At 40.0% G+C, this 2,372-nt stretch carries 2 protein-coding genes; both read left to right on the top strand.

Annotated features, from left to right (window positions below; genetic code table 11):
- Nucleotides 1–188: 188 nt before the first annotated feature.
- Nucleotides 189–1,283: an iron-containing redox enzyme family protein gene (locus tag VB740_RS36445; protein WP_323204670.1), complete on the top strand. Its 1,095-nt coding sequence runs from the start codon at nt 189–191 to the stop codon at nt 1,281–1,283.
- A 220-nt stretch (nt 1,284–1,503) separates the two neighbouring features.
- Nucleotides 1,504–2,199: an SAM-dependent methyltransferase gene (locus VB740_RS36440; RefSeq protein ID WP_323204669.1), complete on the top strand. Its 696-nt coding sequence runs from the start codon at nt 1,504–1,506 to the stop codon at nt 2,197–2,199.
- Nucleotides 2,200–2,372: the final 173 nt, after the last annotated feature.

The following is a 2,372-nucleotide window of genomic DNA, read 5'->3' as shown; positions in this document are numbered from 1 at the left end:
CTTTTCCCAATGCCCAATGCCCAATGCCCAATGCCCAATGCCCAATGCCCAATGCGCCTTCCCTTTGTTCCTCTAGACTTAATTTTTCTTTATAACCAACGAAAGAGGTACATAAAGCTACTGGTGTGGGAAGTTAAGTATTAAAGGTGAAATTAATTTTTCACCTTTCCAATGCTACCGAAGATTCCATGCAAAGCAATTTAGTTATATTTCCTAACGCTGGGGCTGCTAAAAAGAGCACGCAAACAGAAGAAAGAACAATTACCAAGTACGACCGTGCTGAGGAGCAATTTATAGAACTGCTAGCAATGGAGGATTTGGATCATAAACTACATGTAAAACCCGAAATAGCTAGTGAGTTTGAACAGGCGCTCTCAAGAGCAATTCGCGCCGCCTATAAAAACGATCGCTCTGATGAACAGGCTCACCGTTTTCTCCAACGCATACTTTATCGAATTAATCGGCTAAAGCTGTTTTGGTATGACGATTTACGACACTATACCAATGAGCGATCGCTTTACTTGTACTCATGTCGTGACCAAATTGAAGCTGCTTGGCAAAAGTGGGAACTGGCACAAATCGATATAGCTGCACTGCAACAATTGGATGTAAAACAAGCTTTAATTGAGCGTGCATCTGCCGATTTAAATCCGCCTTTGTCAGAGAATAGCCGCTACATCCGGGAAGAAATGACTGAAGCTGGCTATCGTCATTTGTTAGCGATCGGCTCCTTTGATGGCTTGGTTGAAGGTAGTCGCCTTTGCTACGTATTGGGTGGTGCTGCTAATGAAGTGCAGTGTACGCTGGTGCGAGTCCTCCTAGAAGAATACGGCAATGGTCGTTTATCCCGCAAGCACTCGACATTTTTTGCTCAAATGCTGGCTGAGTTTGGGATGAATACTGAACCAGAAGGATATTTTGATTTAGTACCTTGGGAAGTGTTAGCTTGCGATAATCACAACTTTATGACCACCGATCGCAAACGCTATTTCCTCCGTTATTGTGGTGCGTTGACATATTTTGAGGTGGCTGGCCCTGCGGCTTACAAAAACTATCTGACGGCAGCGCAACGATTGGGACTGTCAGAGGCGGCAATGGGTTATTGGGAACTGCATATCAAGGAAGATGAGCGTCACGGTCGTTGGATGTTAGATGATGTCGCTTTGTCTTTAGCAGAACAATATCCCAATGATGCGTGGGAAGTCCTGCTTGGGTATGACCAAGAGAAACTAATGGGCGATCGCGCTGCTGCTGCTGTTGTGCGATCAATACGCAAAGCCTAACAATCCGCCTTACCAATCTAATAAATCTAAAAAATTAGAAATTAAAAATGACAGATTTTTTCTGACGTTTCTTAATCATCGTATTGCTATTCCACCTACAACCCAGTTTCTTTAGTAAGAATTTATTTACTAAAGGAATGGTTATTTATTGTCTTGATATTAAGGCAGTAACTAACCTCATCTTACATTGATTATACCTTACACCTTAAATTGCAGTCAAATGAAAGATATCTTTTTTTGTCCTGAAGAATCTAATTTTTACTCCAACTGCTTAGAAAGCTTTGTAATTAGAAATTGTAAAAATTATGAATCTATTGTGGAGTTTGGTTCAGGAGATGGCAGCCCTGTAATCAATTCTTTATTAAGAAACAAGTTTAATGGTGTAATCCAGGGATTTGAATTAAATACTTCTGCATGGAAAGTCGCAAATTCAACCATCGATGAATATAATCTCACTAATAAATACATCATCCATAATTCATCTTTGTTTAATTCTTCTCAACCCAATGCCGAATATCTTGTAGCCAATCCGCCCTATCTCCCCGCACCAGATGACGATATTTATATGCCACTATTATTTGGGGGCGTAGATGGAGCCACAGTTACCAACGATCTTTTATCGTTAGGTTATGAGAATGTGTTAGTTTTAATATCTAGCTTTTCTAATCCAACAAGTACGCTGAACCTAGCAAAAGAAAATGGATATTGTGTTCAAAGTTTTATGGTGTTACCTTTACAGTTCGGCTACTATAGCTCTGATCCCAAGGTAAAAAACCACATAGAAGAACTCCGAAAAAATAATATGGCATTTTATTCTGGCGATTATTATTTTTTAGCTGGCGTTTTATTTAACAAATGCCAAGATTCTACAGTTGATTTATCTGATAAATTGGCTCAGGTTATGACTAGTTTGTGAAAATCGAAAACAACTTACAAAAACAATTCGCAGTTCGCTTTTTCGCCCATTAGGGACTTCCAAATAAAAAAATATTCAATTATTTATTGTGGGGTGGGCGTCTCGCCCGCCCAGTAACCAAAGGCGGGCAAGATGCCCACCCCACAAGATTGGATAATTTATTTCTTGGAAGT

Source organism: Nostoc sp. UHCC 0251 (assembly GCF_034932245.1).
Classification (GTDB): Bacteria; Cyanobacteriota; Cyanobacteriia; order Cyanobacteriales; family Nostocaceae; genus Nostoc.
The sequence above is the reverse complement of the archived record's forward strand: the minus strand, read 5'-3'. Positions and strand labels throughout refer to the sequence as shown.